This window comes from Nonomuraea glycinis, assembly GCF_035920485.1.
Classification (GTDB): Bacteria; Actinomycetota; Actinomycetes; order Streptosporangiales; family Streptosporangiaceae; genus Nonomuraea; species Nonomuraea glycinis.
In genome coordinates this window covers 7997288-8024239 of record NZ_CP109166.1, presented here as the reverse complement: position 1 = coordinate 8024239, position 26952 = coordinate 7997288, and the positions used below count along the sequence as shown (strand labels likewise).

General features: G+C 70.2%; 23 protein-coding genes and 1 riboswitch. Of the genes, 16 read left to right on the top strand and 7 right to left on the bottom strand.

The window, feature by feature from the left end; genetic code table 11:
* Positions 1 to 140: 140 nt before the first annotated feature.
* The 12 genes from OHA68_RS37700 to OHA68_RS37645 all read left to right on the top strand — a co-directional run bounded on the left by OHA68_RS37700 (position 141) and on the right by OHA68_RS37645 (position 17381).
* Complete coding sequence (locus tag OHA68_RS37700; RefSeq protein ID WP_327104527.1) at positions 141 to 1118, top strand: ABC transporter permease; 978 nt, start codon at positions 141 to 143, stop codon at positions 1116 to 1118.
* On the top strand, positions 1119 to 1958 hold the full coding sequence (locus tag OHA68_RS37695; RefSeq protein ID WP_327104526.1) for an ABC transporter permease: 840 nt from the start codon (positions 1119 to 1121) through the stop codon (positions 1956 to 1958).
* Entirely contained in the window at positions 1955 to 4024 is a 2070-nt protein-coding gene (locus tag OHA68_RS37690; RefSeq protein WP_327104525.1) for an ABC transporter ATP-binding protein, read from the top strand. The genes OHA68_RS37695 and OHA68_RS37690 overlap by 4 nt, the downstream gene beginning before the upstream one ends.
* Entirely contained in the window at positions 4021 to 5730 is a 1710-nt protein-coding gene (locus tag OHA68_RS37685) for an ABC transporter family substrate-binding protein (protein ID WP_327104523.1), read from the top strand. Before OHA68_RS37690 ends, OHA68_RS37685 begins: the two co-directional genes overlap by 4 nt.
* Before the next feature lie 85 nt (positions 5731 to 5815).
* Complete coding sequence (pip, locus tag OHA68_RS37680) at positions 5816 to 6769, top strand: prolyl aminopeptidase (protein WP_327104522.1); 954 nt, start codon at positions 5816 to 5818, stop codon at positions 6767 to 6769.
* Between the two features lie 174 nt (positions 6770 to 6943).
* Complete coding sequence (locus tag OHA68_RS37675) at positions 6944 to 7405, top strand: hypothetical protein (RefSeq protein WP_327104521.1); 462 nt, start codon at positions 6944 to 6946, stop codon at positions 7403 to 7405.
* A 540-nt stretch (positions 7406 to 7945) separates the two neighbouring features.
* Positions 7946 to 9007 (top strand): sensor histidine kinase, encoded by a 1062-nt coding sequence (locus tag OHA68_RS37670; protein WP_327104520.1) that lies wholly within the window; start codon positions 7946 to 7948, stop codon positions 9005 to 9007.
* Positions 9008 to 9146: 139 nt separating this feature from the next.
* Positions 9147 to 11723, top strand: a complete 2577-nt coding sequence (gene lanKC, locus OHA68_RS37665; RefSeq protein WP_327104519.1) for a class III lanthionine synthetase LanKC — start codon at positions 9147 to 9149, stop codon at positions 11721 to 11723.
* A gap of 4 nt (positions 11724 to 11727) precedes the next feature.
* Complete coding sequence (locus tag OHA68_RS37660; RefSeq protein WP_189127049.1) at positions 11728 to 11859, top strand: SapB/AmfS family lanthipeptide; 132 nt, start codon at positions 11728 to 11730, stop codon at positions 11857 to 11859.
* 76 nt (positions 11860 to 11935) lie between these two features.
* The gene (locus tag OHA68_RS37655; protein WP_327104518.1) at positions 11936 to 13681 is read left to right on the top strand and encodes an ABC transporter ATP-binding protein; all 1746 of its coding nucleotides are present in this window, start codon (positions 11936 to 11938) and stop codon (positions 13679 to 13681) included.
* Entirely contained in the window at positions 13678 to 15405 is a 1728-nt protein-coding gene (locus OHA68_RS37650) for an ABC transporter ATP-binding protein (protein ID WP_327104517.1), read from the top strand. The genes OHA68_RS37655 and OHA68_RS37650 overlap by 4 nt, the downstream gene beginning before the upstream one ends.
* On the top strand, positions 15402 to 17381 hold the full coding sequence (locus OHA68_RS37645; RefSeq protein ID WP_327104516.1) for a prolyl oligopeptidase family serine peptidase: 1980 nt from the start codon (positions 15402 to 15404) through the stop codon (positions 17379 to 17381). Before OHA68_RS37650 ends, OHA68_RS37645 begins: the two co-directional genes overlap by 4 nt.
* Before the next feature lie 132 nt (positions 17382 to 17513).
* Here OHA68_RS37645 and OHA68_RS37640 read toward each other — a convergent pair whose 3' ends face one another.
* From OHA68_RS37640 to OHA68_RS37630, 3 genes are all read right to left on the bottom strand, one after another.
* Entirely contained in the window at positions 17514 to 18119 is a 606-nt protein-coding gene (locus OHA68_RS37640; RefSeq protein WP_189140588.1) for a response regulator transcription factor, read from the bottom strand.
* 273 nt (positions 18120 to 18392) lie between these two features.
* Positions 18393 to 18914: a snapalysin family zinc-dependent metalloprotease gene (locus tag OHA68_RS37635; RefSeq protein ID WP_327104515.1), complete on the bottom strand. Its 522-nt coding sequence runs from the start codon at positions 18912 to 18914 to the stop codon at positions 18393 to 18395.
* Between the two features lie 86 nt (positions 18915 to 19000).
* Positions 19001 to 19948 carry a methionyl-tRNA formyltransferase gene (locus OHA68_RS37630; RefSeq protein WP_327104514.1) on the bottom strand — a complete coding sequence of 316 codons (948 nt, stop codon included), beginning with the start codon at positions 19946 to 19948 and terminating at the stop codon, positions 19001 to 19003.
* A gap of 113 nt (positions 19949 to 20061) precedes the next feature.
* Between OHA68_RS37630 and OHA68_RS37625 the strand changes: the two genes are divergently transcribed.
* The 3 genes from OHA68_RS37625 to OHA68_RS37615 all read left to right on the top strand — a co-directional run bounded on the left by OHA68_RS37625 (position 20062) and on the right by OHA68_RS37615 (position 22718).
* Positions 20062 to 21363 (top strand): lysine N(6)-hydroxylase/L-ornithine N(5)-oxygenase family protein, encoded by a 1302-nt coding sequence (locus OHA68_RS37625; RefSeq protein ID WP_327104513.1) that lies wholly within the window; start codon positions 20062 to 20064, stop codon positions 21361 to 21363.
* Between the two features lie 28 nt (positions 21364 to 21391).
* Positions 21392 to 21604, top strand: coding sequence for an MbtH family protein (locus OHA68_RS37620; RefSeq protein WP_189140592.1), 213 nt, complete (start codon positions 21392 to 21394; stop codon positions 21602 to 21604).
* Positions 21605 to 21835: 231 nt separating this feature from the next.
* Positions 21836 to 21982, top strand: a riboswitch (cyclic di-AMP (ydaO/yuaA leader).
* 13 nt (positions 21983 to 21995) lie between these two features.
* Complete coding sequence (locus OHA68_RS37615) at positions 21996 to 22718, top strand: glycoside hydrolase family 25 protein (RefSeq protein WP_327104512.1); 723 nt, start codon at positions 21996 to 21998, stop codon at positions 22716 to 22718.
* Between the two features lie 71 nt (positions 22719 to 22789).
* On the opposite strand, the gene OHA68_RS37610 is transcribed toward OHA68_RS37615, so the two are convergent.
* The 4 genes from OHA68_RS37610 to OHA68_RS37595 all read right to left on the bottom strand — a co-directional run bounded on the left by OHA68_RS37610 (position 22790) and on the right by OHA68_RS37595 (position 25904).
* Complete coding sequence (locus tag OHA68_RS37610) at positions 22790 to 24061, bottom strand: cytochrome P450 (RefSeq protein WP_327104511.1); 1272 nt, start codon at positions 24059 to 24061, stop codon at positions 22790 to 22792.
* 1 nt (position 24062) lies between these two features.
* A complete protein-coding gene (locus OHA68_RS37605) occupies positions 24063 to 24263 on the bottom strand; it encodes a ferredoxin (protein WP_189140595.1) in 201 nt (66 codons plus the stop codon).
* Entirely contained in the window at positions 24263 to 24877 is a 615-nt protein-coding gene (locus OHA68_RS37600) for a helix-turn-helix domain-containing protein (RefSeq protein WP_327104510.1), read from the bottom strand. The genes OHA68_RS37605 and OHA68_RS37600 overlap by 1 nt, the downstream gene beginning before the upstream one ends.
* 184 nt (positions 24878 to 25061) lie before the next feature.
* Complete coding sequence (locus OHA68_RS37595) at positions 25062 to 25904, bottom strand: SDR family NAD(P)-dependent oxidoreductase (protein WP_327104509.1); 843 nt, start codon at positions 25902 to 25904, stop codon at positions 25062 to 25064.
* A gap of 238 nt (positions 25905 to 26142) precedes the next feature.
* On the opposite strand from OHA68_RS37595, the gene OHA68_RS37590 reads away from it, so the two are divergent.
* On the top strand, positions 26143 to 26931 hold the full coding sequence (locus OHA68_RS37590; RefSeq protein ID WP_327104508.1) for a DUF6461 domain-containing protein: 789 nt from the start codon (positions 26143 to 26145) through the stop codon (positions 26929 to 26931).
* Positions 26932 to 26952 lie beyond the last annotated feature (21 nt).

The window sequence follows — 26952 nt, the reverse complement described above, 5'->3', positions numbered from 1 at the left end:
GACCGTGACGTACGGCCCGATATTGTTCACTCGAACGTCGTCTTCGCGTCAATGGATTTCCATGATGGCAGACGACGTCTTCGTTGTAGGGGCCGTTTTCATTCCGAATCGCGAGCCCCGTCCAACGTGGACGGAGAGTGATGGGCAAGTACCTGCTTCGCAGGTTGGCGGTGAATGTGATCTTGGTCGCTGTCGCGGCCAGCCTGGCGTACATGCTCGCGGCGACCACCATGAACCCGCGCGCCGCGTACGAAGGGCGTCAGCCGCCGGTCGCCGAGGCCGTCGTCGACGCGACGCTCGACGCGTACAACCTCAACGACAAGACGCCCGTGCTGCAGCGGTACGCGACCTGGGCGTCGGGGGTGGTCACCGGTGACTTCGGCAAGACCTGGAACGGCGGCTCGGTCAACGACGAGATGGGCCGGCGGATCATGGTCAGCCTCCGGCTGCTGCTCATCGGCACGCTCGTGGGCTTCGCCTTAGGAGTGGCGCTGGGCGCCTACTCGGCGGTCAGGCAGTATCGATTCGCCGACCGCTCGATCGGGGTCAGCTCCTTCGTGGTCATGGCGATCCCGGTGTTCGTGCTGGCCACGCTGCTCGCGATCGGCACCTACAACCTCAACCGCGGGCTCGGGTTCACGCTGATCGAGTACACCGGGGAGTACAACCCCAGGCTGTCGGGCTGGGAACAGCTCCTCAACCGGCTCAACCACCTGATCCTGCCGACCATCTCGCTCAGCCTCGGCTCCATCGCCTTCTACAGTCGCATCCAGCGCAGCATGATGCTCGACGTGCTGAACCAGGACTTCGTCCGCACGGCGATGGCCAAGGGGCTGCGGCGCAGGGCCGCGCTGCTGAAGCACGCGCTGCGCACCGCGCTGATCCCCGCGGCCACCTACTTCGCCTTCGCCTTCGGGACGATGCTCACCGGAGCCACGTTCACCGAGAAGATCTTCGCCTGGCACGGCATGGGGGCCTGGCTGATCGACTCGATCCAGCAGAACGACGTCAACGCCGTCGCCGCGGTCAGCTTCTTCTCCGCCGTCTGTGTCCTGGCCGCCGCCTTCCTCTCGGACCTGCTGGTGGCGGCCCTCGATCCCCGAGTGCGGGTGAGCTAGGTGCGATCCAAGGTCGTATTCGCGCGGCTGCTGCGCAACAGGCAGGCCCGCTATGGCGCCATCGCGCTGATCCTGCTGGTGGCGCTGGCCTACATCGGCCCGTACCTCGGTCCCTACGACTGGACCGACAAGGACTTCCTGTCCTTCCTGTCGCCCCCGTCGGCCGACCACTGGTGGGGGACCACCACGATCGGCCAGGACATGTACGCGGTCACGCTGCGGGGCATGCAGAAGTCGATCATCATCGGGCTGCTGGTGGCACTCCTCGCCACCGGCCTCGCGGCCCTGGTGGGAGCATTCGCCGGATATTTCGGTGGATGGGTGGACAAGGCGCTCATGTGGGGCGTGGATCTGCTCCTCGTCCTGCCCAGCTTCCTCATCATCGCGATCGTCTCGCCCCGGCTGAAGGGCGCCTCCTGGCTCTGGTTCGTCGCACTGCTCGCGGCGTTCACCTGGATGATCACCTCCCGGGTGGTGCGCAGCATGACACTCTCCCTGCGCGAGCGGGAGTACGTCCTGGCCGCCGTCTACATGGGCATCCCGCGCTGGAAGATCATCCTCCGGCACATCGTGCCGAACCTGTCCTCCCTGCTGATCATCGACGCGACGCTCAACGTCAGCGCCGCGGTCATCGGTGAGGCGGCGCTGTCGTTCTTCGGCTTCGGCATCCAGCCGCCCGACGTCTCACTCGGCACGCTGATCGCCGAAGGATCCCGCAACGCCACCGGCTACCCCTGGCTGTTCGCCTTCCCCGCCGGCCTGCTGGTGGTCCTGGTGCTGAGCGTCAACCTGCTGGGCGACGGACTGCGCGACGCACTCGACCCGGGGAGCAACTCATGAGCATCTTGGAGGTCCGCGACCTCAACGTCACCTTCCCCGGCGGCATCGAGGCCGTGCGCGGCGTCAGCTACGAGGTCTCCCGCGGCGAGGTGCTCGGCATCGTCGGCGAGTCCGGCTCCGGCAAGTCCGTGACCTCGCTCGCCATCATGGGCCTGCTGCCGCCGAACGCGGTGGTCAGCGGCTCGGTCAAGCTGCACGGCCAGGAGCTGCTCGGCCTCGACGAGGGCAGGCTGACCAAGGTCCGCGGCAAGTCGATCAGCATGATCTTCCAGGACCCGCTGTCGGCGTTCACCCCCGTCTACACCATCGGCGACCAGGTGGCCGAGGCCGTCCGGGTGCACCAGAAGCTGCCCAAGGACAAGGCCGCCAAGCGCGCCGTCGAGCTGCTCGACCTGGTCGGCATCCCGCATCCGGACGCGCGGGCCAAGTCCTTCCCGCACGAGTTCTCCGGCGGCATGCGCCAGCGCGCCATGATCGCGATGGCCATCGCCAACGACCCCGACCTGCTGATCTGCGACGAGCCGACCACCGCGCTGGACGTCACCATCCAGGCCCAGGTGCTGGAGGTGCTCAAGACCGCCCAGCGGGAGACGGGCGCCGGCATCGTGATGATCACCCACGACCTGGGCGTCATCGCGGGCATGGCCGACCGGGTGCTCGTCATGTACGCGGGCCGGCCGGTCGAGCAGGGCCGGGTGGACGACATCTACTCCCGGCCGCGGATGCCGTACACGATGGGGTTGCTCGCGTCGATCCCCCGGATCGACGGCGAACAGGGGCCGCTGGTGCCGATCGAGGGCAACCCGCCCTCCCCGGTCGAGCTGCCGCCGGGCTGCCCGTTCGCGCCGCGCTGCCCGATGAAGGTCGACGCCTGCGACGACGAGGAGCCGCCGCTGGTCGAGATCGGCGGCGGGCGTCAGGTGGCCTGCATCCGCTCGCGCGAGATCGAGCACAAGAACCTGACCGGCACCGACGTCTTCCCCGTTCCCGTCATCCCGCCGAGCGATGCCGTCCGGGTGCCGCGCGAGCAGCGCCCGACCGTGCTGGAGCTCGACGACGTCATCCGGCACTACCCGCTGATGAAGGGCGCGGTGTTCAAGCGCCGCGTCGGCACCGTGCACGCGGTCGACGGCATCAGCTTCGACATCGCGCAGGGCGAGACGCTGGCCCTGGTCGGCGAGTCCGGCTGCGGAAAGACGACCACGCTGCAGCAGATCATGCAGTTGCGGGCGCCGGAGCGCGGCCGCGTCGTCGTGCTCGGCAGGGACAGCGCCACGCTGGACAAGGCCGCGCACAAGGAGCTGCGCAGCGAGCTGCAGATCGTCTTCCAGGACCCGATGGCCGCGCTCGACCCGCGCATGCCGGTCGGCGACATCATCGCCGAGCCGCTGCGCGCCCATGGGCGCAAGGACGTGGCCGTGCGGGTCGACGAGCTGCTGCGGCTGGTGGGGCTCGCCCCCGAGCACGCCGCCCGCTACCCCCAGCACTTCTCCGGCGGCCAGCGCCAGCGCATCGGCATCGCCCGCGCGCTCGCGCTCGACCCGAAGGTGCTGGTGCTCGACGAGCCGGTCTCCGCGCTCGACGTCTCCATCCAGGCCGGCGTCATCAACCTGCTGGAGCGGCTGAAGAACACGCTGGGGCTGTCGTACCTGTTCGTGGCGCACGACCTGGCCGTGGTGCGGCACCTCGCCGACCGGGTCGCGGTCATGTACCTCGGCAAGATCACCGAGATCGGGGCCGTCGAGGACGTCTACGACCGCCCCGCGCACCCCTACACGCAGGCGCTGCTGTCAGCGATCCCGCTGCCGGACCCCGCGCTGGAACGCACGCGTAAGCGGATCCTGCTCGACGGCGACCTGCCCAGTCCGGCGGACCCGCCATCGGGATGCCGGTTCCGCACCCGCTGCCCCAAGTTCGCCCGCCTCAGCCAGGCGGAGCAGCGGCGCTGTGTGGACGAGGAACCGCTGGTCGCTCGGCACGCGAACGCCATGGATCACGGCGTCGCCTGTCACTACGCGGAAGAGATCGAGGTCATCACGGCCTCGGAAGATCAGGAGGAACAGTGAAGGTTCGTTATCGGGCAACGGCGGGAATCGCGGTTCTCGCCATGGCCGTCGCGGCCTGCGGCGGTGGCGGCGGCGCCGCCCAGAAGCCCAATGCCGAGCAGTCGCAGCAGGCTCAGGAGCAGATGTCGCAGACGCCGGGCGTCAGCATCAACCCCGTGCCGTACGAGCAGGTGAAGGACGGCGGCACGCTGACCCTCTCGGTCGGTCAGTGGCCCAGCCAGTGGAACACCAACCACGTCGACGGCAACCAGGCCGACACCGCGGACATGATGGACACCATCCTGCCGCAGCTGATGGTGGCCGACGAGGAGGCCAACTACACGCCGAACCCCGACTTCGTCACCGACGTGAAGAACGAGATGTCCGGGGACAAGCAGGTCGTCACCTACACGCTGAACGACAAGGCCGTGTGGTCGGACGGCACGCCGATCACCTGGAAGGACCTCGAGGCGACCTGGAAGGCCAACAACGGCGAGAACAAGAAGTTCAAGCCGGCCTCCACGGATGGCTACGAGCAGATCGAGTCGGTCACCAAGGGCGACACGGACAAGGTCGCCATCGTGACCTACGCCAAGCCGCGTCCGGAGTGGCAGGACCTGTTCTCCCGCTCGCCGTTCCTGCACCCCGCCAAGCACATGGAGACGCCCGAGGCGTACGACAAGGACTACCTGCAGAAGATCCCGGTCACCGCAGGGCCCTTCAAGGTGGAGAAGATCGACGAGGGCACCAAGACGCTCACCGTCGTGCGTGACGACAAGTGGTGGGGCAAGAAGGCCAAGCTCGACAAGATCATCTTCCGGACGATCGAGACGCCCGCCGCGCAGGTGAACGCCTTCGCCAACGGCGAGCTCGACGGCGTGGAGATCCCGCCGGGCAGCCCGGCCGACCTCAAGCGGGCCAAGGAAGTCCCCGACGTGGACATCCGCAAGGCGCTCAGCCCCAACTGGCGGCACATCACCGTCAACAACCAGAGCGACTTCCTGAAGGACAAGTCGGTCCGCCAGGCCGTCCAGTACGCGATCAACCGCGACGTGATCACCCAGTCCGACCTCAAGGACATGGACTGGCCGATCCAGGCGCTGAACAACCACGTCTTCATGAACAACCACAAGGGCTACGTCGACAACTCCGGCGACCTCGGCAAGTACAACCTGGAGAAGGCCAAGCAGCTGCTCGACGCGGCCGGCTGGAAGCAGGAGGGCGAATACCGCAAGAAGGACGGCAAGGAGTTCGCGCTGAGCTTCGTCGTCCCCGCGGGCGTGCCGTACGCCAAGACGGAGGGCGAGCTCACCCAGGCCATGCTCAAGGAGGCCGGGGTCAAGATCACGATCCGCCCGGTCCCCGATGACAAGTTCTTCACCGACTTCATCATCAAGGGCGACTTCGACCTGGTGCCGTTCTCCTGGATCGGCGACCCGCTCCCGCTCGGCTCGCTGCAGCAGATCTACAAGACCGGCTCGGAGAGCAACTTCCCCAAGGCGAGCGACCCCGCCGTGGACGCCGCGATCGACGCCGCGGTGAGCGAGATGGACCCGGTGAAGGCCTTCGAGAAGGCCAACGCCGTGGACAAGCTCGTCTGGGACATGGTGCACACCATTCCGCTGTACCAGCGCCCCGACATCCAGGCCACCAAGAAGACGCTCGCCAACTGGGGCGCCTTCGGCTACCGGTGGAGGGACTACACCCAGGTCGGCTTCACCGGCTGATCCCCGCTCGTGACGCGTTCCCGGCCGGGTCTCCCGGCCGGGAATTCGTTTTCCGTGTACCCGCGGCGCTGTGTACGTTGGGGCGATGCATCCCCCTATCGAGCCGTATGACCATGGGTATCTCGACGTCGGCGACGGCCATCTCGTCTACTGGGAGGTGTGCGGCAACCCCGAGGGCAAGCCCGCGCTCGTCGTGCACGGGGGTCCGGGCTCGGGCTGCAGCGTCAACCAGCGCCGCACCTTCGATCCCGAGCACTACCGCATCATCCTGTTCGACCAGCGCAACTGCGGCCGCAGCCTGCCGCATGCCAGCGATCCGGCCACCGACCTGTCCGCCAACACCACCCAGCACCTGATCGCCGACATGGAACTGCTGCGCGAGCACCTGGGGGTCGAGCGGTGGCTGCTGTACGGCGGGTCGTGGGGGTCCACGCTGACGCTCGCCTACGCCGAGGCGTATCCGGAGCGGGTGTCGGAGGTGGTCATCGTCGCCGTCACCATGACCCGCCGCTCCGAGATCGACTGGCTCTACCGCGGGGTCGGCCGTTTCTTCCCCGAGCAGTGGCAGCGCTTCCGCGAGGGCGTCCCGGAGGCCGAGCGCGACGGCGACCTGCTGGCCGCCTACTCCCGGCTGATGTCCGACCCGGATCCCGCCGTGCGTACCAAGGCGGCCCACGACTGGGTGACGTGGGAGGACACGGTGATCTCCCTGGAGGTCAACGGCAAGCCGAACGCCTACAGCGACCGCCCGCCCGCCGCCCTTCTGGCTTTCACCCGGATCTGCGCCCACTACTTCTCCAACGCTGCCTGGCTGGAGGAGGGCGTCCTGCTGCGTGAGGCGCACAAGCTGGCCGGCATCCCCGGCGTGCTCATCCACGGCCGCTTCGACCTGGGCGGGCCGCTGGAGACGGCCTGGCAACTGGCCCAGGCCTGGCCCGACGCGCGCCTCGTGGTCGTGGAGGACTCCGGCCACACCGGCAGCGACACTCTCCGCAAGGCGTTACACGCCGCCGTGGACGGCTTCGCGCCTGACCTGTGATGGTGGCCGCGCGATGCGGGCCGCCTCTTGCGGGCGACCCCACCACGACTTGGCACGATCAATTCGGAAATTTCAGGATATTTGTCAATAACGTACGCATTGCGGAATAGATCTGGCCTTGCCGCACTCGGAATGTGTCCGATAAAACCCTTCTGGCAATAAATGGAGGGTGGCATGTGGGGACATGATGGGCGGTACGGTCGCCTGGTCCGGCAGGCGGGGGCGGCGCTCGGCGCCACGGTGGTGGCCGGAGTCGTGGTGGGGCTCGTGGCGCGCCTGCTGATGAGCGCGCTCACCATCGCCGCCGCCGAGGAGAGTCACTTCTCCGTGGGCGGGACGGTGGGGATCCTGTTCGTCTTCACCGTGCTCGCCCTGCCCGCCGCCGTGACCGCCATGGCCGGCCCGGTCGTGCGGCGGGCGGGCAGATGGCTGACGGCGGCGGTGACGGGCTGGGCCACGGCGTCCACCGGATTCGCCGACGGGCCGGCCATCCTCCTGCCGCCCGAGGGTCGCATGCCGTACATCGTGGTGCTGATCGTGGCCTTCGGGACGGTCGTCGTCGCGCACGGCAACCTCGCCCAGTTCACCATGCGCCGCCTGGCCGGTCCGCCTCCCACGGCCGCCCCGCCGCTCTAAGCCGCGCAGGCGTCCGGATGAGCGCGGCGCGCGATCTGAGCGGTGGGCGGCCTCGGGCAGCGCCCATTCCCGCCTGGCCAGATCGCCGTGGCTCATCATCCCGGGCAGACGCGAGAAACTTTCAGCCCGCTGGCGCTTAATCGCATGTGCGCCATAGGAGCAGTCATATGTCCGGATATGTTGCAATTTTGACAGGTCTTGCGGAGTTGCCGAACGAAAATGACCTTGACCATTTGTCGCCCAAAGGGTGAGAGCGGGGTGCCGTCGGGTAGACCGGATGTCCGGTGATCCACGAAAGGCCGGTAAGATGCCCCGCGTCGTGAAATAAGTTCATATGGTAACGGGGCCGTGTCGGAAGTCGTTAACGCGCTTTACATAGGCAGATCAATCAGGTCAATTGGAGGTGAGATGCGCGTTCCATTTTGTATGGTGCGACGCGTCCAGTGGTGACCGACTGATTTCGGGGGATGGGTGAACGGAACAGATGGCTGGTTCGCGCGCAGATCACGTTCCGTGGCCAGGGGTCCCTCCTCTCCACTGATGCTGGGCGGGCTCGGCCTGATGGCCGGGACGCCCGCGCTGACGGTGCCGGTTCAGCGCGAACTAGCGGATTCAGGGTACGTCTGCGCGGGTTCGGCGGTCCTGTTCATTCTCCTGGCGGTGCACGCCCGGTTCGTGCTGCGCATGCTGGCCCGCGAGGGCGTCGGGTGGGGGCTGGTCGTCGTCCAGGCAGGGGTGACGTACCTGCCGTTGCCGTTCGTCGGGGTGGCCTGGACCCCCGTGGCGGGGCTGCTGTCCGGGGTCCTGCTGCTGGCGGCCCATGAGGTCCGATCCTTCACCGTGGCGGCCCTGGCCGTGGCCTGCGGGCCGGTGCTCCTCGCGGTCCCGTCCGTGGCACTGACCCACGCCGGCTGGGCCGTCACCGCCCCGCTGCTCGGCCTGGTGGAGTACTCCCTGGTCAGCCTGGCCGCGCAGGCCGACCGGCTGTCGGCCACGCGCAGTGACGTGATCCACCGGGCGGTGGTCCAGGAACGCCGGCGCTTCACCAGGGATCTGCACGACCTGGTGGGCCATCGGCTCACCGTCCTGGTGCTGAAGGCGCACCTCATCCAGCGGCTCGTGCGCCAGGGTGACGAGAAGGCCGGCCAGGAGGTGGACGAGACGCTGGCTCTGCTGCGTGTCCTGGCCGCCGACGTGCGTGCCGTCGCCCACGGCGAGCAGCGCTCCTCGCTGGAGACCGAGCTGAATTCGGCGCGTGCCCTGCTGGAGTCGGTGGGGATCCGCTGCCAAATGCGGGTTTCGTGCCGTGACCTGCCACGGGAGGTGGCGGAGGCGCTCACCCATGGGTTGCGCGAGGGTGTGACCAACGTGCTGCGGCACGCCACCGCCCGCGAGTGCACGATCCAGCTGCTCGATCGGGACCGGCTCGTGAGCCTGTCGATCAGCAACGACGGCGTCCTCCAGCAGTACCGGCTGAGGGACCGCGGGCAGGGGCTGATCAACCTGACCGAACGGGTCGCGGTGCTCGGCGGCCGGCTGCAGGCCACCACGTTACACGGCGAGCGTTTCTTGTTCGCCCTGCATATTCCGAGAAACCAATAGTGACCGCCTAACAGGTCCATTTGTGCGAAACGCACATAGGGCAGTGTGTTCAACACACCGCACTGCTGTCCCGTGTCACTAGACGAGAAATCAGCGCGCCGTCATTCTTCTTGCGTAGAACTCCTCCGGAAGGCGCGTGATGGACCAGTATGAGCTGTACTGCCTCGCGGATCGTCATTTCTACGACACCCTTGAGCACAGCACGACCGACGACGCCGGTTTTCCCATTCTGCGCAGGCCGGCGCCCGGCGACTGGTCATCCGAGGTCACCGGCACCTGGTGCTACTACGCCCCCGGCGGGCAGCCGCCGCTTCCCGCGCAGGGGTGGAAGATTCACGTGTCCGCCCGGCTCGACGACGCCGAGAAAGCGATAGCGGCCGTCTACGACTACTGCGTCCCCCGGATGATCGCCTTCAAATTCCTGCGCGGCCCGGCGGTCCTGGTCATGGTCAATTCCAAGGCCGCCTCACGCGCCTCCAGCGGCAAACTGATCACGATTTACCCGAGGGACGAGGCACAGCTCGAACTCGTCCTGAAGGAACTGCACGAACTGCTGCGCGATGTCCGGGGCCCCTACATCCTCAGCGACCTGCGCTACGGCGAGGGACCGCTGTTCGTCAGGTACGGCGGCTTCGCCGAACGACACTGCCTGTCCGGTGGCGGCGAGCGCGTGCTGGCCGTCGAGGACGGCGCCGGACAACTCGTCCCCGACGTGCGCGGCGCCACCTTCTCCGTGCCGCCGTGGACGACGCTGCCGGAATTCCTCCAGCCGCACCTGGCCGCCCGCAACGCGGTCACCCTGAGTGACCTGCCGTACGAGATCGACACGGTGCTGCACTTCTCCAACGGCGGAGGCGTCTACCTCGCCCGCCACCTGCCCACCGGCGACCAGGTAGTGCTGAAGGAGGCGAGGCCGCACGCCGGCCTCGACGCCCTCGGCCGGGACGCGGTGACCCGGCTGGCGCACGAGCGCGACATGCTGGAACGCCTGGCCGGTCTCGGCGTGGCACCCGAGCTGCGTGACCACTTCACCGTCGGCGAGCACCACTTCCTCGTCCAGGAGTTCGTCGACGGCACCCCACTGCAGCGGCGCCTGGTGCACCGCTATCCGCTCACCCGCGCGACCTGCGACGCCGACGACCTGGCCGCCTACACCCGCTGGGCGCTCGGCACCCTGGACCAGGTGGAGGCGGCCATCGAGGCGCTGCATGAGCGCGGCGTCGTCTTCGGCGACCTGCACCCGGACAACATCCTGCTGACCGAGAGCGGACGCGTGGTGCTCATCGACTACGAGGTCGCCACCCTGGCCGGCGACGGGAGCCGGGCGGCCCTGGCCCACCCGGCCTTCGTGGCACCCCCCGACCGGCAGGGCACCGACGTCGACAGGTACGCGATGGCATGCCTGCGACTGGGCCTGTTCGCGCCGCAGTGCACGATCATGCTGCCCCTGTGGCCCGCGAAGGTCGCGCAGCTCGGCGAGCTGGTCGGGGAGACGTTCCCCGGCACTCGGGACATGGCGCGGGCGGCCGCGGCCACCGTCATGGGCGGCGACCGGGCCGAGGCGGAGGAGCTCCCGATGCCCGGCTCCGCCCCCTGGCCGCCGCTGCGCGACGCGCTCCGCCAGGCCATCACGGCCGCCGCGACACCCGATCGCGACGACCGGCTGTTCCCCGGCGACGTGGCCCAGTTCCGCCCCGGCGGCGGCCTGAACCTCGCCCACGGCGCGGCCGGCGTCCTGTACGCGCTGGCGGTCACCGGGGCCGGACGCTTCCCCGACTACGACGGCTGGCTGCGCGAGCGGGCACTGCGCCCGCTCCAGGGATCGGGCCTCGGACTGTACGACGGGCTGCACGGCATCGCCTTCGTCCTCGACCGGCTCGGATACCGCGAGGACGCGCTCGACCTGGTGGACATCTGCCTGCGCGAGAAGTGGGACGGGCTGGAGCCGGCGCTCCACTCCGGGCTGGCCGGCATCGGGCTGAACCTGCTGCACCTCGGCGAGCCCGAGCTGACGAAGGCTGGCCTGCGCGCCGTCGACATCTGCGCCGACCGGCTCGGCGGTCCCGACGACGTGCCGGAGGTCAGCGGCGGCGCCAACCCCCGGGCCGGGCTCATGTACGGCTCCAGCGGCCCGGCCCTGTTGTTCCTGCACGCCTACGAGCACACCGGCGACACGTCGCTGCTCGACCTGGCGGCGGTCGCGCTCCGGCAGGACCTGCGCAGATGCCGCGCGGCAGCGGACGGCTCGCTCCAGGTGAACCAGGGCTGGCGGCTGCTTCCGTACGTCGACGAGGGCTCGGCCGGCATCGCGCTGGTGCTCGCCCGCTACCTGGCCCACCGCGACGACCCGGCGCTCGCCGCCGCGCTCGCGGACCTGCTCAAGGCGGTCCGCTCCGGCTTCTTCGTGCAGCCGGGCCTGTTCACCGGCCGCGCCGGCATCATCGCCGCGCTCGCCGGCGTGCCGGCGGAGCCGGACACCGCCCAGGTGCTGGAGGCCCACGTCCAGGGCCTGCGCTGGCACGCACTGCCGTACGGGGGTGGCCTGGCCTTTCCGGGCGACCAGCTGCTGCGGCTGTCCATGGATTTCGCGACTGGTACGGCAGGTGTCCTCTTCGCCCTGAACACGGTGCGGGGCGACAACCCGGGACACCTGCCGTTCCTGGAGGCCGTGCCTGCTCGCCGGCCTGTCACCCACGACTCCCGGAAGGAGGTGTAAGACCATGGTACTTCTCGACCTGCAAGGGCTCGAGACCCCGGCAAGCAGCGACGTCGCCAGCGGCGGCAGCACGCTTACGGTTCTCGGATGTCACTCCGGCAAGCCCAGCAACCTCAGTGTCGCACTCTGTCACTGATAGGTGATGCCGATCCCCGCGCCGGCTGAGAAGGGCGGCGCGGGGATCTTCCAGCTCTGACGCGAGGAGGCCCAGGGTGCTCGCCGGAGACCGGCTGGTCATGCACGCGGTACGGCGAAACGCACCGTGGACCGCGATCCTGGCGGCCACGGCCGTCGGGGGCGCGGCCGCCGAACTGGCCCTGCCGTACATGGCGGGCCGGACCGTCGACGCGTTCGTCGTCGCCGACCCCGCGGCCGTGCGGTGGCTGGCCGGCTGCGCCGCGGTCGTCGCCTGCGTGGTGCTCTGCGAGAGCCTCGGCATGTGGGCCGGTGGCGTGACCGGAGCCCGCGCCGCCGCCCGGCTGCGCCTCGGCATGCTGCGCCACGTGCTCGGCGTCGGCCCCGCCGTCACCCGCCGCTTTCCCGAGGGCGAGCTCGTCACCCGCGCCGGGCTGAACGCCGAGGAGGTCGCGCGGGCCCCCGCGTCGGTGACCGGCGCGCTCGCGCTCCTGGTGCCCACCGCCGGTGCGCTGGTGGCGCTGACCCTCATCGCGCCCGTGCTCACCCTGACCCTGCTCGCCGGCATCGTCCTCATCCTGATCGTGCTGAACACCTTCCTGCGCGCGACCACCACGATCGCCGGCGGCTACCAGGAGGCGCAGGGCGAGCTGGCCGCCGGCCTCGTCGAGGCGCTCGGCGGGGCGCGCACGATCGCCGCCGCCGGGACCGAGGACCGGGAGGTGCTCCGGGTCCTGCGACCGCTGCCCCGGCTGCGGCTGCACGGCATGCGGCTGTGGCGCGCCAACGCCACGGCGGGGGTGCGCGCCGGGCTCGTGGTGCCACTGGTGGAGGTGGCCGTACTGGCGGTCGGTGGCTTCATGCTGGCCGCGGGCGACCTCACGGTAGGTGAGTTGTACGCGGCCGCCAGGTACGCGGTGCTCGGCGCCGCCCTGAGCGGCGCGCTCGGTCCCATCGGCGGCCTGGCCAGGGCGCGGGCCGCGGCCGGGCGGATGGCCGAGGTGCTCGCCGTGCCGCGGACCCGCCACGGAAGCCGGGCACTGCCGTCCGGGACGGGCGCCATGGAGTTCCGCGACGTGACGGCCGCCGGCCTGACCGTGCCGCGACTGGTCATCCCGGGCGGCTCGCTCACGGCCGTGGTCGGGCGGTCAGGGTCGGGCAAGTCGCTGCTCGCGGCGCTCGCGGCCCGGATGGCCGACCCGGACCGCGGCACGGTCCTGCTCGACGGGATCCCACTGCCCGAACTGACCGGCCCTGAGCTCAGGCGAGCCGTCGGCTGCGCCTTCGAACGTCCGGTCCTGGTCGGCGACACGCTCGCCGACGCCATAACCCTCGGCCGCCCCACCCCGGACGACGCCGTGCTCAACGGTGAGCCCGACGGTGAGCCCGACGGTGAGCCCGACGGTGGGCCCGACGGTGTGCTCGACGGTGTGCTCGACGCTGTCACGGTGGCGGCGCGCGCCGACGGGTTCGTCAGGCGGCTGCCGCACGGGTATGCCACCCGGACGATGGACGCGCCGCTGTCCGGTGGCGAACGCCAGCGCCTCGGCCTGGCCCGGGCCTTCGCCCAGGGGGAGCGGCTGCTGGTCCTCGACGACGCCACGTCCAGCCTCGACACCGTGACCGAACGAGAAATCGGCCGCGCGCTCGCCGACGGCCCCGGCGGCCGCACCCGGCTGGTCGTCGCGCACCGCCTCGCCACGGCCGCCCAGGCCGACCAGGTCGTCTGGCTGGAGGACGGTGCCGTACGCGGCCAGGGACCGCACCGCGAGCTGTGGCGCGATCCGGCCTATCGGGCGGTCTTCCAGGGGGAGGAGCCATGAGGGCACTGTTGTGGCGCGCGCTGTGCCGCGAGCCGCGTCAGCTGGTCCGGATCTGCCTGTGGTCGGTGCTGGAGGCGGCGCCCGCCTTCCTCATCGGCCTCGCGGTCGCCCGGGCCATCGAGGACGGTTTCGCCGCGGGCAGGCCGGAGATCGGACTGGTCTGGCTGGCGGCGCTCGGCGCGGCCTGGGCCGTGGCCGCGGTGGCCGCCCGCCAGATCGTGCTCGCGGTTGCGGCCGTGGCGGAGCCGTTCCGCGACGACCTGCTCGCCCACGTCGTCGGCGGGGCCGTTCGCCGCGCCGCCGCCGCGCCGGGCGCCCGGCAGGACAGCGCCGCCGTCACCCGGGCCGGCCTGCAGGTCGAGCTGGCCAGGGACGCCTTCGCGGCCGTCGTCACCACCGTGCGAGGCTTCGCGTTCACCGTGCTGAGTGTGGCGCTGGGCCTGCTCACGCTGGCGCCGGGGGCCGCGGCGCTGGTGCTGCCGCCGTTCGCGGCCGGGCTGGTCCTGTTCCTGGCATCGCTGCCACTCCTGGCCCGTCGGCAGCGGGCGTTCCTGCTGGCCGACGAGCGGCTCGCCGAGGCGATGACCGCGATGGCCGGCGGGCTGCGCGACATCGTCGCGTGCGGCGCGGAGGATCGCCAGAGCGCGAGGATGGCCGCCCACGTCGATGACCAGGCGTCCGCCGCGCGCGCCCTGGCCAGGGCGACCGCCGTCCGCACCGCCGCGCTGGGCGTCGGAGGCTGGCTGCCCGTGGTGCTGGTGCTCGCCGGTACGCCGTGGCTGCTGAGCGGCGGGGCGGGTGCCGGGGTGGTCGTCGGGGCGCTGACCTATGTCGCCCAGTCACTGGCTCCGGCCCTCGGCGGGCTGGTGCACGGCCTCGGGGTGAGCGGCGTCCAGCTCGCCGCCACCCTGGAGCGGATCACCGCCGCCCCGCCATCACCCCCGCCGCCGGTCCGCCGTCGGCCCGCGTCGGCCGAGGTGCGGCTCCACGAGGTCACGTTCGCGTACGGCCGCTGGTCCGCCCCGGTCGTCGACGGCCTCTCGCTGTGCGTTCCCGAGGGTGAGCACCTGGCCGTCGTCGGGCCGAGCGGGGCCGGGAAGTCCACGCTGGCAGCCATGATCAGCGGGCTGCTCCGCCCTGACGCGGGCCAGGTGCTGATCGGCGGTGTCCCCGCGGACCAGGCCGAGCACGCCGCCCGGGTGCTCGTCCCCCAGGAGGCGTACGTCTTCCGCGGCACCCTGCGCGAGAACCTCGCCTACCTTCTCACCCCGCCGGACGGCCGGGCGGAGGGCGATGACCGGCCGGACGGAGCGGAACCGAGTCAGTCCGAGCTCGAGGCGGTGGCCGACGCTCTCGGAGCCGCCGATCTGGTGGCGGCCGTGGGAGGGTACGACGCCCGCCTGGACCCGGGCGCGCTGTCGGCGGGACAGCGGCAGCTCATCGCGCTGGTGCGCGCCTACCTGTCACCCGCCCGCCTGGTCATCCTGGACGAGGCCACCTGCCATCTCGATCCCGCCGCCGAGGCGCGGGTCGAGCACGCCTTCGCCGCCCGCGGCGGCACGCTCGTCGTCGTCGCCCACCGCATCACCTCGGCCCGGCGCGCCGGCCGCATCCTGCTCATGGACGGCGGCCGGGTCCAGGCCGGCGTCCACGACGAGCTCGTACGGACCGCATCCCTGTACGCCGACCTGGTCGGCCACTGGCAATCGGAGCCCGTGTCATGAGATATCCGGCGGCAACGCGACTGCCCCTCGTCGAGGACCTGCACGGTCACCGGGTCCCCGACCCCTACCGCTGGCTGGAGGACCCGCACGATCCCGCGACCCGGGCCTGGCAGGCCGCCCAGGACCGGCTGTGGCGCGACAGCGCCGCAGGACTCCCGCTGCGCGAGCGGTTCGCCGCCCGCCTGACCGAGCTGGCCGCCACGGGGCTGGTCACCGCTCCCGTCTGGCGGGGCGCGCGCCGCTTCCACCTGTCCCAGTCCGCCGGTCAGGAGCATCCGGTGCTCAGCCTCGACGACCAGGTGATCCTCGATCCGATGCGGCTGGACCCCAGCGGCCTCACCACGCTCGACGACTGGCAGCCCGACCTGGACGGCCGGCTGCTCGCCTACCAGCTGTCCAGGCGCGGCGACGAACGGGCCGACCTGTACGTCATGGACCTCGGCACCGGCCGGGTGGTGGACGGCCCGGTGGGCGGCTGCCGCTACTCCCCGGTCGCCTGGTTACCCGGCGCGGCGGGGTTCCTCTACGTCCGCTTCCGTCAAGGGGTCTACCTGCACCGCCTCGGGGAGCCGGACGACGTCCAGGTCTTCAGCCGCGGCGCGGTGCCGTACGGGCTGCTGATCGACGCCAGTGGCCGCTGGCTGACGATCTCCGCGGGCACCCGGACGGGGAACGACATCTGGCTGGCCGACCTGTGCACCTGCTCCGCGCGGCGGCCCGAGCTGCGCGTCGTGCAGGAAGGGCTGGAGGCCGGCACGGCGGCGGCCGTCGGCCACGACGGGCGTCTCTACCTGCTGACCGACCAGGGGGCGCCCCGGCGCAGGCTGTGCGTGGCCGACCCGGCGGCGCCCGACGCCTGGAAGGAGCTGATCCCCGAGGATCCCGAGGCGGTGCTCGGCGCTTTCACCGTCCTCGACGGCGACCGGCTCCTGGTCTCCCGGACCCGCCACGCGATCAGTGAGATCGGCGTCCACGACGCCGTCAGCGGGACCCGGCTGGCCACCGTACCCATGCCCGGCAGCGGAACCGTCACCTCGCTGACGTCCCGGCCGGGCGGCGGCCACGAGGCGTGGTTCGGTTACACCGATGCCGTCACCCCCGCCGAGGTGTGGCGCTACGACGCGCGCGAGGAGCGGGCCGTCAGGTGGGCCGCGGCGCCCGGCCACGTGCCGCTGCCCGGGGTGGAGAGCCGGCACGTGGAGTACCGCTCCGCCGACGGCACGCTCGTCCGCATGGTCGTCTCCGCGCTCCCAGGGCGACAAGGGCCCCGGCCCGCGATCCTGACCGGTTACGGCGGGTTCGGCCTGCCGCTGACGCCCGGGTACGCCGCCGACTCCCGCGCCTGGGTGGAGGCCGGCGGTGTGCTGGCGATCGCCGGCCTGCGCGGCGGCGGCGAGGAAGGAGAGGCCTGGCACCGCGACGGCATGCTGGACCGCAAACAGAACGTCTTCGACGACTTCGTCGCCGCCGCGGAGAGACTCGTCGCGGACGGGTGGACGACGCCCGACCGGCTGGCCGTCTGGGGCGAGTCCAATGGCGGTCTGCTCGTGGGCGCGGCCATGACCCAGCGGCCCGGGCTGTTCGCCGCGGTCGTCTGTTCCGCGGGCCTGCTCGACATGGTCCGTTACGAACGCTCCGGCCTGGGCGCTTCCTGGACGGCCGAGTACGGCTCCGCCGGCGACCCCGGGCAGTTGCCCTGGCTGCTCGGCTACTCGCCCTACCACCACGTCCGCGACGGGGTGGACTACCCGGCGACACTGTTCACCGTCTCAGGAGCGGACTCCCGGGTCGATCCGATGCACGCCCGCAAGATGTGCGCCGCCCTGCAGCAGGCCACCTCGGGAGACCGGCCGATCCTGCTGCGGCACGAGCCCGACGTCGGCCACGGCGCCCGCGCGGCCAGCCGCTCCATCACGCTCGCGGCCGACATCCTGGCCTTCGTCGCCGACCGCACCGGCCTGACCGCACCGGCCTGACCGCACCGGCCTGACCGCACCGGCCTGACCGCACCGGCCTGACCGCACCGGTCTGACCGCACCGGTCTGACCGCACCGGCCTGATCGCACCGGCCTGATCGCACCGGCCCGGACTGGTCAGGGCCGGGCGGTTCAGATCCAGCCCGACTCGCGGGCGATGCGGATGGCGTCGATGCGGCTGCGCGCGCCGAGCTTGGCCGTACTGCGATGAAGGTAATTTCGGACCGTTCCTTTGGACAGGTACAGCGAGGCGGCGATCTCCGACACGGACGCCCCCTCGGCGGCGGCGCCGATCACGTCGAGCTCGCGCGCCGTCAGGGGCGCGTCGGGCGGGGTCATCGCGGCGATGGCGATCTCGGAGTCGATGACCCGCTCGCCACAGGCGACCCGGCGGATGGCGTCGGCCAGTTGGCCGGGCTGCGCGTCCTTGGCCATGAACCCCCGCACGTGCGCGTCGAGCGCCCGCCGTAGCAGCCCCGGCGTGCCGACGCCGGTGAGGATCAGGACCCCGCAGCTGGGCAGCTTCTGATGCAGCTCGCCCGCGGCGACCAGACCCTCCTTGCCGGGTAACCCGACGTCGATCACCGCGACGTCCGGCCGGACGGCACACGCGGTGGCGAGGATGCGATCACCGCGATCCACCTCGGCGACGACCTCGATGTCCTCCTCGTACGCCAGCAAAGCCACGATCGCTCCGCGCACCAGATGCATGTCCTCAGCGAGCAGAGTTCGGATCACGGTTGTCCTCGTGGGTCAGCCTGCAAATCCTTACCGATCACAGCAGCCACAGGGCGCCGTCCACGGCCAAAACGTGCCCGGTAAGGTAAGAAGTATGCACAGAAAGTAGGAAAATCAACGCCTGGACAACTCACCAGGAGATCGAGCCCGTACGGTCGCCCGGCGCGAGCGTGCCGCCGGGCGGCGGGGCGGCCCTGGAGCACCTCACCCCGGCGAGTGAAGATCGCCGGGGCTGTCCTCCCATGGGAGGAGCGGTGGGCTGACGGACCCCGGTCAGCGGTCCACGTGCACGCTGCCGAACGTCACCTGCGGGGTGCTGCCGGCGAAGTTGCCGTCCACTTCGGCCCGTTCGGCCGCGCTGGGATTCGGGTTGGTGCAGCTCACCCCGGCGCTGGAGCCGGACATCAGGTCCGAGCAGCGGCCGGTACGCCGGTCGGGCAGGCCGAGGATGTGGCCGATCTCGTGGGTGGCGATGCGCACCGGATGGTAGCCCTGGTCGGTGGCCTGCCTGCCCATCCAGATCGTGCCCCGGCCCAGGCTGGTGGGCAGCGCCCGGGGCCAGCCGTTGTCGGCGCGCACGGTGAAGTGGGCGGGCGTGCCCGGTTCCAGCCGGACGTTGGAGACGCTGGAGTTCCAGATCTGCGCGGCCTGGTCCACCGCGCCCCGGAACTCCGCCGCCCGGCTCGCGTCGTACTTGAGCACTCTGACCATGGTGACGGCCTGGGCGGGGGAGCTGACCAGAAGGCAGGAGAGGGTGAGCAGGAGGGAGAGGGCGAGTCGAAGGGGGCTTCGCATGGGGGGACTCCTCCGGAGTGGCGACGCTGTCACGGTATGCGTGACATCCCGGGAAGGAGACCTGGCAAATTGCCCCTATCGCGGTGTTATGCCCCCCGGGTGAGGTAGCCGCCCATGGTGCGGAAGAGCTCGGTGGCGGGCAGGTCCGTGCCGTCCTCGGTGCGGACCCGTTCGATCACCAGCCCATGGCTGCGGCCCCGGCGCGCCTCCGCGCCGGCGACGATCACCACGCCGTCGCCCTCGCGGATGAAGACCCGGCCGGGGGTGCCGCCGTAGATGCCCTGGGACACCGAGGCCTTCAGCACGCGGACGCGCCGGCCCTTGTAGTGGGTGAAGGCGTTGGGGTAGGGGTCGGACTGCGCCCGGACCAGCCGCGCGATGTCCTCGGCCGGCCAGGTCCAGTCGATGTCGCCGTCCTCGATCGACCGCTTGTGGAAGAAGCTGGCCTTCGACCGGTCCTGCGGCGTCCAGTCGGTCCGGCCGGAGGCGATGAGGTCGAGCGCCTCGGCGACGATCGGGCCGATCAGGTCGACCGTGCGGTGGAACAGGTCGGTGGCGGTGTCCTCGGGCCCGACGGGCACGGCCCGCTGCACCACGATGTCACCGGCGTCCAGGTCCTCGTCCATCATGTGCGCGGTGACGCCGACCTCCTGCTCGCCGTTGATCAGCGCCCAGATCAGCGGCGAGAAGCCCGCGTAGGCCGGCAGCAACGAGTCGTGCACGTTGAGGGTGCCGTGCCGGGGCAGGCGGAAGATCTGCGGCGGGATCCAGGTCCGCCAGTTGTTGGCGACGATGAGGTCCGGGTCGGCGTCCTTGAGCCGGCTCATCAGCTCCTCGTCGTCCGGCCGGTCACGCAGCAGCACAGGGACGTCGTGCGCCTGCGCTAACTCGGCGACCGAGTCGCTCCAGATCCTCTCGTACGCGTGATTGCTCTGGGGGTGCGTCACCACGAGCACGACCTCGTGCTCGGAATCCAGCAGGGCCTGGAGGGTGCGGTGCCCCCAGGTCTGGTAACCGAACATCACGACCCGCATGGGTGTCTCCTTGTCGAGGGGATCTGATCGGGTTAGGCTCGCCTTAATTAGGCCAGGCTAACCTAATAGAGCTAGGTCATCCACCCCTGAATCGGTCCGTCAGGAAGGCATACATGTCCGCTATGGAGCAGCACGTCCACGATCTCGTAGGCATCGGCTTCGGGCCGTCCAACCTCGCCCTGGCGATCGCCTTACGTGAGCACCACGCGCGGACGGGCCAGTTGATAGACGCCGTGTTCCTCGACAAGCAGCCCGCGTTCGGGTGGCACCGGGGCATGCTGCTGGAAGGGACCACGATGCAGGTGTCCTTCCTCAAGGATCTGGTCACCATGCGGAATCCGGCGAGCGAGTTCAGTTTCCTCGCCTATCTCCAGGACAAGGGGCGCCTGCTCGACTTCATCAACCACAAGACGATGTTCCCCTCCCGGATGGAGTTCCACGACTACCTCGAATGGGCCGCCGCTCCCTTCGCCGACCAGGTGCGGTACGGCTCCGAGGTCGTCGCGGTCACCCCGGTGGCCGTGGCCGGGACGGTCGAGTACCTCGACGTGGTCGTCCGCCAGGGTGACGGCACGCTGACCACCCGGCGCACCCGCGACCTGGTCCTCGCGGCCGGGCTCGAACCGATCCTGCCGGAGGGGATGGTGAGCGACGAGCGGATCTGGCACAGCGAGGAGCTGCTCGACCGGCTCCCCGGCCTGCGCGACCCGCGCCGGATCGTCGTGGTCGGCGCCGGGCAGAGCGCCGCGGAGGTGACCGGCCACCTGCACACCACCTTCCCGGACGCCGAGGTCTGCGCCGTCTTCACCAAGTACGGCTACACCCCGGCCGACGACAGCTCCTTCGCCAACCGCATCTTCGACCCGGAGGCGGTCGACCACTTCTACGCCGCGCCCGACGAGGTGAAGTCGCGGCTGCTCGGCTACCACGCCTCCACCAACTACTCGGTGGTGGACCTGGAGGTCATCGACGAGCTCTACCGCCGCCATTACCAGGAGAAGGTCCGGGGCACCGAGCGGCTGCGCATCCTCAACGCCTCCCGGCTCGTCGAGGTCGAGCCGGGCGCGACGGACGTGCGCGCCACGGTGGAGTTCCTGCCGACCGGTGAGCGGACCCCGCTGGACGCCGACGCCGTCGTCTTCGCCACCGGCTACCGCCCGGCCGACCCGCTGACCCTGCTGGGCGCGATCGGCGAGCACTGCGACAGGCTGCCCGGCGGCGGGCTGCGGGTCGGCCGCGACTACCGGATCGCGACGTCGCAGGCGATGCGCTGCGGCATCTACGTCCAGGGGGCCACCGAGCACACCCACGGCCTCACCTCGACGCTGCTGTCCAACACCGCGGTCCGGGTGGGCGAGATCGTCCAGTCGATGGCCGACCGGCTCCGCAGCCCGCATTACGCCCTCTCCCGCTGAGTCGCGCCGCTTCAGGAGGAATCCGTACATGAGCACCAACCCGTTCGACGACCCGGAAGGCCGCTTCCTGGTTCTGGTCAACGCCGAGGGACAGCACTCCCTGTGGCCCGCTTTCGCCGAGGTCCCCGCCGGGTGGACGGTCGCCTTCACGGAGAACAGCCGGCAGGCGTGCCTGGACTACGTCGAGGCCCACTGGACCGACCTGCGCCCGCGCTCGCTCGCCGAGGCGATGGACGGCTGACCTCCTTCGCCGTTCAAAAGATCTACCCATAGGCGGGAATCCCTGACGGGCAAGGGGCTCCGGGGTTTAAAAGCGCCTATGTCGCCATTTGCCCCTCTTGCGGGCAAATGGGGGTTTATATACCTTCAGCGTCATTGCGGCAGCGGAAACATGGTTTTCCCTCGACCATCCATTGCCGAATCATTGACCGGACCGCGCGCTGCCCTGGTGGGACCCCCTGCCAGCCAGGGCAGTGCGCGGCCGCCTAATCCGCTCGCGCGGAGCCGGGGACCCACTCTTTTCCGGGGTGAATCGGATGTCAGCCCACCAGCTGCGTCCGTAGGGCACTTTCCAGCCCGAACCCGTCAGCTAACCCGGTAGGCGGCATGGAAGCAAGGAGTCAAACCCCCTCATGCGCAACCCCCGCCTGCGCCCGTACCTCGCCGGGTCGGCCCTCGTCGCCGCGAGCCTGCTCATCGCCGCTCCCGCCCACGCGGCACCACCGGAGAACGCGCCCTCGGCCCAGGAGCGGTCCCTCCCGCTCACCTACGGCCAGGACGTCTCGAACCACCAGCCCCACCACGACTGGAACGCCAGCCCCGCGAAATTCGGCATCATCAAGGCGACCGAGGGCGTGACCTTCCGCGACCGGACCTTCGCCCGGCACTGGCAGAAGCTGGACGCCAAGGGCATCGTGCGCGGCGCCTACCACTACGGTCATCCGGGCAACGACCCCATCGCCGAGGCCGAGCACTTCCTGTCCATGGTGAACTCCCAGCCCGCCAAGCCCGGCGACCTGCTGGTGCTGGACCTGGAGACCACCGACGGCCGGTCCGTCGCCCAGGTCAACAGGTGGGCCAAGACCTGGCTGGCCCACGTGAAGGCCAAGACCGGCACCACCCCGATGTTCTACAGCGGCTGGAAGTTCGCCAACACCTACGGCAAGGGGCTGGCCGAATACCCGCTCTGGGTCGCCCACTACAGCAAGGCCAAGGGTACGGTCACCCCGCCGGCCGACTGGAAGTCCTGGGCCATCCACCAGTACTCCGACAACCCCGTCGACCAGAACGTCTCCCCGCTCACCCCTCGCCAGCTCCGCGCCCTCGGCCGCACCGCCGTCAAGGGCGGCCGCTGAGAGTTGAGGCGCCGTCCCGGCCGGCTCGTCGCCGTGCGAGCCGGCCTCGTCCTCGTCGCGGCGGCCGGGGATCAGCCGATGCGCAGCGGAAGCGTACGAGGCCCGCGCACCTGACCCTTCGCCCAGGTCACCCCGGAAGGGTCGTCGAGGCTGAAGCTCGGGATCCGCTCCAGCCAGACCTCCAGGGCGACACGGAGCTCCATCCGCGCCAGGTGCGAGCCCACGCACCGGTGAATGCCGAGACCGAACGCGGCATGCCGGTTGACCTCACGGTCGATGACGACCTCGTCCGCCCGCTCGAACTGCGCCGGGTCGCGGTTGGCCGCCGGGAATGACAGCAGCACCCAGTCCTCGGCCTTCATGTCGACGTCACGCCAGCGCATGTCCTGCTTCACCAGCCGCGCCATCGTCACCGGCGCGTAGGCCCGCAGCATCTCCTCCGCCGCCGTCGGCACCAGCTCCGGCTCGGCGACCAGGCGCTCGCGGTCGGCCGGGGTCTTGGCCAGATGCCACAGCGAGGCGCCGATCGCGCTCCACGTCGTGTCGATGCCGGCGATGAGCAGCAGGGCCATCGTGCCGGCCACGTGCTCGGGCTGCAGCTTGTGGCCGTACAGCTCGGCGTTGATCAGGTAGGTCGTGAGGTCGTCACGCGGGTCGCCGAGGTGGTCGTGGATCTGCTTGTACAGATAGTCGAACAGCTGGTTCATCGCCTCCATACGCTCGTCCGGCGGGCTGTTGACGCCTTCGAGCGTGTTCTCGATGAACTCCTTGAACTGCGGCGCGTCCTCGGGCGGGAAACCGAGCATGTCGGCGATCACCCGGATCGGGATGTGCTGCGCGTAGTCGTGGGCGGCGTCGACGACGGGCCTGTCCCCGAAGGAGTCGATCAGCGAGTGGCAGAACGCCCTGGTCGCCGCCTCCCGCTTGGCGACCGCCGACCTGGTGAACACCGGCAGCAGCAGCTTGCGCGCGCCGTGGTGGAACGGCGGGTCGGAGGAGATCGGCGGAATGGCGCCCATCGGCGCGAGATCGAGCGGCGGCCGGAAGTTGCTCATGACGACCGAGCGCGAGGAGAAGCGCTCGGTGTCGTAGGCGATCTCCGCCACGTCCGCGTAGCGCGTCGGCAGCCACGCGCCGCCGAACCGCTCGGTGTGCGCCACCGGGCAGCGCTGCCGCAGGTCGTCCTGGATGGTGTAGGGATCGGCGGCCCACTCGGGCTCCACATGGGAGAAGTCGGTCGCCCAGTCGGCCACCGGGCCGGTGACGACCTCGTTGCGCGTCCCGGCCGGTTGATCCGGATCCGAATCCCGGTGGTCTTGGGTGAAGCGGTCGTCAACGGCCATGTCAGCTCTCCTCGGACAGGTCGATCGCGCTCTCCGGACAGTTCGACCTCGCCAGGCGCGCCGTGTGCACCTGGGCCGGCTGTACGACGCCGTCGCCGGGCACCGTCCCGTATCCCTCGTCGTCCTCCCCGAACAGGTCCGGGGCGAGGGTGTAGCAGCGGCCGTGCCCTTGGCATCGCTGGGGGTCGATGTGCGCTTTCACTACAATGCTTCCCTCTGTGCGGCTAATGACGGTACGGCCAGAACAGTCACGATACGGGTGAGCAAGGCGGTCCACTCCGCGTCGTCGACCGTGTGCAGTTCCGGTGTGATCAGGGCGCTGCCCATCGACAGCAGCAGGCAGAAGTGGGCCACCGCCGCCGGCGACACGGCCGGGTCGAGCTCGCCGCCGTCCTGGCCTTTGCGGACGAGGTCGGCGATCCAATCGGCGCGCTCACCCAGGTAGTCGCGCATCGGCCGCGCCACCTCCTGGTCGCGACGGGCCGCGACCAGCGCTTGGACGATGAGGTGGCAGGAGGCGTCGCCCCGGCGGGGGAGCCACCGGCCGACGGTGACGAGCAGGTCCTTGATCGGCCGGTCGGGATCGGCGGCGAGCAACTCGGCGAGCAACTGCCGCCCGTGCGCCCGGATCGCCGCCACGAGCAACTCGGCCTTCGACCCGAAGTGCGCATACAGGGCGCCGTTGCTCACGCCCGCGGCGGCGGCGATGTCGGCCACCCGCGTGCCGTCGTACCCCCGCTGCGCGAAAACATCGGCGGCGGCCCGCAGCAGCCGCGCCCGCGTCTCGGCGGCGGTGACGCCGGCGATCCGTCCCATGAATGAATTAAAAGATCATTCATTTGATTCGTCAAGCACAAATCCGACTAAATCACCTTTTATGGCTAGCGCGCTTGCAGATGTCAGTACGGCGATCAAGGTGTCAGAGCACCTGGCAGCGGGACATCGGGACTGTCAGCAGGCGCGTGTTCGGCAGGAGGCTCGGCTCGGGAGATGGTGACGGTCAGGCCGCGGCGTCGTCGTGGGCGGTCGCGGCGGACATGGCCCGCCAGGGGGCCACGTCCTGCTCGATCTGGTCCAGCTTGACCTGCAGCCGGTCCAGGGTGTCGGGGCCCAGGTACAGGTGTGTGGGCAGGGTGTCCTGGCCGGTGACTTCGTAGATCAGTGCCGCGCCCTTGACCGGGTCGCCGAGCTGGGTGTGGTTGGCGGTGCCGGCCCAGTCGAGGGTGACGTGGGCGGGGGTGCCGTCGTAGGCGGCGATGCGGGCCGCGGCTGTCGACAGGGAGCTGGCGTCGAGGAAGTCGGTGCGCAGCACGCCCGGCTCGACCACCATCGACTGGATGCCGAACGGCTCCAGTTCCTTCGACAGCGCCTCGCTGATCCCGGCCACGGCGAACTTCGAGGCGCTGTACAGGCTCACTCCGGGCTCGCCTTCGAAGCCCGATCGCGAGCCGATGTGCACGAGTTTGCCGGCGCCCTGGCGGCGCATGACGGGCAGGACGGCGCGGGTCATGTCGATGAGGGCGAAGACGTTGAGGTCGAACAGCGAGCGGGCCTCGGTGTTGCTGATCTCCTCGAGCGCGCCGAGCAGGCCGCGGCCGGCGTTGTTGACCAGTACGTCGATCCGGCCGAACCGGTCGACGGCGGCCTGGACGGTGGCCGGGATGGCCGCGCTGTCGGTGACGTCCAGGGCGACGGTGAGCACGTTGCCGGCCTTGGCGAGGTCGTCTGGCACGCGGGCCGGGTTGCGAACCGCGATGACGACGTTGTCGCCCTGGGCGAGGGCGGTGCGGGCGATCTCAGCGCCGAGCCCGCGGGATGCTCCGGTGATGAACCAGGTGGCCATGACGGTGTCCTTCGCTTTCGTTCCGTTTGGCTGACATTTAGGAGTTTGCCCAGGTCAGCGAGATGAGAAAAGGGTCGCGGAATTCCTGGGAGTGTCATACCTAGGAACCGGGCCGTGCGGCCACCGCGGTCCTGCTCGTCGACGACTTCGAAGCAGCACGCCTGGATGCTCCGGCGGAACACGCATCGGGAGAAGCGCAAGGCAGACAGGGCATCAAGCCTGTCGGTAGTTTCTGATCATGTCCGATGCCGACTTCACCCCCCACCGCATCACCTACCGGTCGCCCACGCTCGGCCGCACGCAGATCCGGGACTGGGCGAGAGAGAACGGCTACCCGGTCAGTGAGCGTGGCCGGATGGCTCCAGAAATCACCGAGGCCTTCTTCGCCGCCCATCCCGAGATCCTTGAGCAGGCGAGCACGTTCGAGATGGTCCGCGCCACCGCGAGAACCCCCGGCGCCTCGCCGGGAGATTACGGGTGGGAAATAGGCAGCAGGCTCGGCGACATCTACACCATCGTCTTCGTCCGCGGGCTCGACGGGCATGAGGTGCTTCGCCGGATGGGGGCCGCGAACGAGGACATCCGGCTCATCACGGACGAGGACTACTCCCAGCCCGAAGGGCCGGCGGTCATCACTGTGAGGAGAATCGAGGACTGGGCGATCGCCATCGAGGACTGCGGCTGGCGCGGCCTGCAACAGGAGGTGTTGGGCGCCCTGTCGCACAACGGCGGAGAGGTCGTGGCGGTGCACCGGCATGACTACGCCCAGCACCAGGTCACCTACGCCGTCGACGGCCGGCTCATCACCGTCATCAATCCGGGGTTCCCCATGGACAGACACGGCGTGGATCCCGACCGGCTCGATCGTCACCTACGGGAGCTGGGCATCGATCCGGCCGCCGGCGACAGCATCGACAACCCCATCCCGGCGGCCCTGGCACTGGCCGGCCGCATCACCGGGATCCTGGTGAGCCCGCAACACCTTCGCCGCCCCATCCTCGGCGCCGCCATCCCCGGCGCCTACTGATCCGCCTTGACCACTCTCAAC